This window comes from Pengzhenrongella sp., from assembly GCF_036565025.1.
In the GTDB taxonomy this organism is placed as follows: Bacteria; Actinomycetota; Actinomycetes; order Actinomycetales; family Cellulomonadaceae; genus Pengzhenrongella.
Map to the genome: position 1 here is coordinate 1 of NZ_DATCNW010000416.1, position 4,598 is coordinate 4,598.

At 71.4% G+C, this 4,598-nt stretch carries 5 protein-coding genes; 3 read left to right on the plus strand and 2 right to left on the minus strand.

What is annotated here, in order from left to right:
• Positions 1 to 339: 339 nt before the first annotated feature.
• Together VIM26_RS23790 and VIM26_RS23795 are read right to left on the minus strand one after the other, a co-directional pair.
• Positions 340 to 1,101 (minus strand): CPBP family intramembrane glutamic endopeptidase, encoded by a 762-nt coding sequence (locus VIM26_RS23790; protein WP_331955811.1) that lies wholly within the window; start codon positions 1,099 to 1,101, stop codon positions 340 to 342.
• A gap of 203 nt (positions 1,102 to 1,304) precedes the next feature.
• Positions 1,305 to 1,694, minus strand: coding sequence for a hypothetical protein (locus VIM26_RS23795; RefSeq protein WP_331955812.1), 390 nt, complete (start codon positions 1,692 to 1,694; stop codon positions 1,305 to 1,307).
• Positions 1,695 to 1,903: 209 nt separating this feature from the next.
• Between VIM26_RS23795 and mobC the strand changes: the two genes are divergently transcribed.
• The 3 genes from mobC to VIM26_RS23810 form a co-directional block, all read left to right on the plus strand.
• Positions 1,904 to 2,311 carry a plasmid mobilization relaxosome protein MobC gene (gene mobC, locus VIM26_RS23800; RefSeq protein WP_331955813.1) on the plus strand — a complete coding sequence of 136 codons (408 nt, stop codon included), beginning with the start codon at positions 1,904 to 1,906 and terminating at the stop codon, positions 2,309 to 2,311.
• Complete coding sequence (locus VIM26_RS23805; RefSeq protein WP_414696555.1) at positions 2,311 to 3,957, plus strand: relaxase/mobilization nuclease domain-containing protein; 1,647 nt, start codon at positions 2,311 to 2,313, stop codon at positions 3,955 to 3,957. The genes mobC and VIM26_RS23805 overlap by 1 nt, the downstream gene beginning before the upstream one ends.
• Positions 3,941 to 4,598, plus strand: a 658-nt coding sequence (locus VIM26_RS23810; protein ID WP_331955815.1) for a hypothetical protein, incomplete at its 3' end; no start/stop codon positions are given. The genes VIM26_RS23805 and VIM26_RS23810, both read left to right, overlap by 17 nt.

The following is a 4,598-nucleotide window of genomic DNA, read 5'->3' on the forward strand; positions in this document are numbered from 1 at the left end:
GAGCAGGCGTTCCCACGTTTCCCAGTCCCGGCCGCCGGCGTCGGCGTAGCGGCCCATCATGTCGATCACCGCGGTGAGTTGCTGGTGTATCGCGGTGAGTTCCCGGACCAGGATCGCTACCTGTTCGGGGGTCAGCTCGCCAGCTGGTATGTCGCGTACGCGGCTCGTCACAGCCACCAAGGCTAGGGGAGCCGCTGTCACCGGCAGGACGGCTACGGCCGGACGGGGCCCCTGGGGTGGGGGCTTCGTGCAGGTCGGGCCCGTTGCCGCGTCTTCTCGTCTGGTGTCCACCCCCAGAGCGGTGACCGGCGGGGAGATCGGGTGACCGTCTGTGCGGGGTCAGAGCGTGAACGTGAAGACGTCGTACATGGCGTGCGCTGCGATACCGGGGATCAGCGACCGCGTGTAGAGCGCGAGGACGGTCAAGGTCACGGCGCCGATGAGCGCCGCGACGACGTTCCCGGGACCGGCGCCGGCGTGGATGAGCGCGAACAGGATCGCGCTGACCAGGCTCGCGCTTAGCAGGATCAGCCTGCGGTGGGCGGGTCGGGTTCGGCGCGCGGTGAGGGTGGCGGCGAGAGCGAGCAGGGGTGCCCGGAAGAGGACTTCCTCGAGTAGGGGCGCGTTGAGTGCGGCGTGCACTGCGATCTGCCACCGGGGCGTGTTGAGGTAGATCAGGTAGCGCGGGTCGGTGGCCGTCGCGATGCTCGGCGGTAGCGGGATCGTGGACAGTCCGGCGCGCAGCGCTGCGCCAGTCGCGAGGCCGACGACGACGAGGATCAACACGGCGCGCAGCGACCGGCGCGGACCGATGAGGGTCCCGGCGAGGTGAGCGATGGCGCGCCTTCCGGTGGTCCACGCACCGCTCAGGTGCTGGCGTGTCCACGGGTCGCGAAACGACGTCAGGCCGACGATCGCTGGCAGGAGTGCGAGGGAGAGAACCGCGAGGACGAGCAGGTCTACGACCCCGTCCTTGGTGGGGTCGCGGATGCCCGGCAGGTACGCGGCGATCGCGCCGACGAACGCTGTCATCAAGGCGAGCGCGCCCACGGCGAAAGTGGCTGACAACCAGCGGAGTGGTGGGGTCGCGGTGTCGGTCATGTCGTCCCGTCGTGGTGGGTGGTGCGGGCGCCGGTTGGGGGCGGGAGTCGTGCGGGTCCCGTCGTGCCCCTGTGGTCGGGTGGAGCCGCGCAGCGGTGGAGCTCGGGCCGTCCACAGGGGTGCGAGGGGCTACCAACGGTGAGTCGCTGACCGGATCCGTTCGACGGGACGACCTACGCGGTTTGGCGTGGCGAGCCCGCGCGCTAGGTCGGGTCGCCGGCGGGCGGGGTGGTTGCGGCTGCGCCGTCCGGCCGGTCTGTTGTTGGAGCAACTGCTGGCGCGTCCACCTGGGTGCCGGCAGGAGCGATAGGTGCGCGAGGGCGCCGCGCGGTGGAGCGCTGCCGGGCGGGTGCTGCAGTGGGTAGTTCAAGGCCTGCGCTCTTGAGTGCCTTGCGCAGCTCGGGCGCTGTCCAGCCTGCCGTTGTTGCCGCCGTGAACGCGTCGGCGTAGGCGCGTTCGGCGGCCGCGGCGGCGGTGCGGGCGGCGCCTAGGTCGGCGGCCTTCCGGGCGAGCTCGCGTCCGGCGTCGATGCGGGACTCGATCATTCCGCGTAGTTGCTTCTCGACGTTCTCGACGCTCTCAGGTGTGGTCATGACGTCCAGGCTATCGGTCGGGGCTGACACCAGTCCCGCGCAGGGCGATTTGTCCGCCGGAGAGCAAAGTGCGGGAGCAAGCTAGAGGTTAAGGTGCCCTTAACCATGAACCGCCTCGCGCTTCGCGTCTCGTTGTGCCACGCTGTGCGTGTCGAAGGCTGCCCGTTGGGCTCGCTGCGCTGGGCTTTTGAGGGAAGGAGGTGGCGAGGATGGTCGAGGAGTCGGCTGGTGTTCCGCGCCGCCACCTGATCGGTCGCCGGCAGTTGCGGGTGCAGGGTTCCCCGCGGCAGATCGTGCACAAGGTCAAGGTCTCTGAGGCGCAGGAGTTGCGCCTGAGCTTGTTGGCGGCGGCGCGCAATGTGAGCGTGTCGCGGCTGCTGGTGGAGTCCGCGCTCTCTGGTGGTGCGGACAACGCCCGGACGCGCGCGGAGCTCGCGGGTGAGCTGTTCGCGATCAGCCGGCTGTTGGGCAAGCTCGGGGTGAACATCAACCAGATCGCGCGGGCCACGAACGCGACGGGCGAGTGGCAGCCGGACACGGCGGCCGCGATCGAGGCGCTGGGTCGTGTGTGTGTCCGGCTGCACGAGGTCCTCACCGATGCGGACGTCGCACCGTGATGCCGAACGTCGTCAAGGGCGGCGACATGGGCGGCCTGGTGCGGTACCTCGTCGGTGCCGGTCGGGCGAACGAGCACGAGTCCCCGCACGTGGTGTCGGGGACGTCGTTCGTGGTGGCGTGGCACGGCTCGGAGGTTTTGGATCGGGAGTCCGCTGACCAGATCTCCGCGTACCTCGACGAGCCCCGTCGGGTGTACGGCGTGGAGATGAAGGCTCAGGTGAAGGAGCTCGACCCGGCGACGGGACGGATGTCCGTGGCGGGCTGGAAGAAGCAGGACGTGTGGCACTGCTCGTTGTCCGTGGCGGCCGAGGAAGGTCCGCTGGGCGATGAGCAGTGGGACGCGATCGCGCGGGACTTCATGGACGAGATGGGCTTCACCGAGGCCGGCGGCAAGGCGCCCGCGCGGTGGGTCGCGATCCACCACGGTGCGTCCACGTCGGGCAACGATCACATCCACATCGCGGCGTCGATGGTCCGCGAGGACGGCACCAAGTGGGAGGGCCGCCACCGCGACTTCGTGACGGCGCAGAAGGTCGCGCGCACCCTGGAGCGCAAGTACGGCCTGGTGGAGGTCACCGGCCGGGCGTTCGGGACGTCGGAGCTCGGCGTGAAGCCCGCTGAGCGCGCCGCGGCCGAGCGGGTGGGTTCGGCGCTGACGGCGCCGCAGGACCTAGCGTTGCGGGTGCGCGCTGCGGCGGTCGCCTCGACGAGCGAGGCCGAGTGGATCCGGCGCGTTCGGGAGTCCGGGGCGGTCATCAAGCCGTTCTTCGCCCAGGGAACGACCGACGTCGTGGCGGGGTACTCGGTCGCGTGCAAGCCGGGGGAGTACACGCCCAAGTGGGTGTTCTACGGCGGCGGGCGCCTGGGCAAGGACCTGTCGTTGCCGCGTCTGCGTGAAGCGTGGGAGCAGCCGACGGTGGAGCAATCCGCGGCCGCCGCGGCGGAGTGGCAGGCGGCTTTCCGGGGCCAGGGCGTGGTGAACCGCGGTGGGCGCGAGACGCGCGGACTCAAGCCCGGCATCGTGGCGGCGGCGACGTCGAACCTCGGGGAGATGCACGACGCGTTGGCGCGGGTGCCGGCGGGTGACCAGGCCGCGTGGGCGAATGCTGCGCAGGAGGTCTCCGGTGCGCTGAGCGCATGGGCGAAGGCCGACCCGGACGCCCGCGACGAGCTCAACGCCGCGGCGCGGGCGGTCGCCCGGTCGGCGCAGATGCACCGCAAGGGGCACACCCCCAAGCCGCGGGCCGAGGCCAGCGCGATGGGTACCGCGCTGCTGTTCGCGCAGCTGAAGAACAACGGCAAGGGCGCCGTCGCGGTGAGCGCGCTCATGCACCAGGTGCTCGCCACGGCGGCCGCGATCCGTGACCACCACACGGCGACCGGGAACCTGCGCGAGGCCCGCGCGGTGCACACCAACGTCGTCGAGCGCCTCGAGCGCGTGCAGCTGCTCGGGTACGCCGACGAGACGCACGCAAGCCACCCGGCGATGGTCGCCCGCCGTCTTGCGCAGGCGGGCCAGGCGCCCGCTGGACAGGTCGCCGGACCGTCGCCCGCGGCGACCGGGGACCTGTTGCCGCCCACTCTCACCCCGGGTCGGGTCACGACCCATACACGAGACGGAGGCAGCGATGCCAGGCGACGATGAGGTAGTGGAGGACATCCAGGGGGTGTCGACGATGGCGGCGACGTCGCTGATGCGGGCAGGGGAGACGCTGATCCGCTCGGCTCAGGACCAGGCGCAGCGCCGTGCCCAGCAGTTGGCCCAGCAGAGCGAGGACGCGCAGCGCCGGTTCGACGCGCAGGGGTTGGTCGCGGACCGGTTTTACGCCCAGGCATCCGACCCGCAGTGGATGCGGGCGGCTGAGCCGGCGCAGATCGCGCAGGCGTGGAGGGGCGCCCAGGAGTGGGCCGAGCTCGACAGTGCCCGGTTCGGGCCGAAGGCTGAGGCCATCAACGCCGCCTACCGTGACGCGTACGGGTGGGACCTGAACACCTACGCCGGCCGGACCGGTGACCCCGAGTTCGTCGCTGACGCGGCCGCGGCGCGGGTGGTCCAGGTGCGCGCGGACGGCCCTGAGCTGACCCGCGAGGAGCAGGGCGACCGTGAGCGCACCCTGGCCCGCAAGGAACGCGAGGAGGCGGCCGCGCTCGTGGGCGAGGCCGAGCGGGTCGAGCGTGAACGCGACCGCATCGCGTCGGACTACGGGTACGCGCTCGAACGCGCCGGAGTGACGGACGAGCCGAGCGACGCCGACGCCACGGTCATCCGCGACGGGCTCGTCGCGG